The sequence below is a fragment of the Micromonospora mangrovicola genome, from assembly GCF_047200535.1.
GTDB lineage: Bacteria > Actinomycetota > Actinomycetes > Mycobacteriales > Micromonosporaceae > Micromonospora.
Genome location: NZ_JBJZOG010000262.1, coordinates 1 through 539, shown reverse-complemented (window position 1 = coordinate 539; position 539 = coordinate 1). Strand labels below are relative to the sequence as shown.

Here is a 539-nt window from a genome sequence, read left to right as displayed (position 1 = left end):
CCAGTCCACGGCAGCACGTCCGCGGTCACCACCGCTGCCGTATGTCAGAATGCCCACAAACCTGGAGCAGAGTGGCAGAACGGGCGAGCCGATGGCGACGAGCAGGGCGGCCGAGCTGGTGCGGGAAGCCGGGGATCCACAGCGGGCTACGTTCCTGGAACTCTTCTTCGACCTGGTGTTTGTCCTCGCGCTCGCTCAGCTCTCGCGCGGCCTGGCCGAGGATCTCGGGTGGAGCGGCGCCTTCCGGACGCTGGTGCTGTTGGGGGCCATGTGGTGGGTCTGGTCCAGCACCGCGTGGCTAACCGACCGGACGGACCCGCAACGAGCGGTAATCCAGGCGCTGGTCATCGCGACCATGGTCGGCAGCCTGGTGATGGCGGCCGCTGTGCCCGAGGCATTCGGCGACACGGGCCTGATCTTCGCGGGCGCCTACGTCGCCATCCAGCTCAGCCGCGGGCTCATCCTCGTGGCCTTTCTGCGTGACCACGAGCTGCAGCGCACCGGCACGCGCGGGCTGTTCTGGTACGGCCTGTCGGCGC

The 539-nt window shown here is 68.8% G+C and carries 1 protein-coding gene; it reads left to right on the top strand.

All coding sequences use genetic code 11. From position 1 onward, the window contains the following. Positions 1 to 91: 91 nt before the first annotated feature. Positions 92 to 539 (top strand): low temperature requirement protein A (locus ACL02O_RS34385; RefSeq protein ID WP_412822353.1); only part of this gene is annotated, 448 nt, incomplete at its 3' end.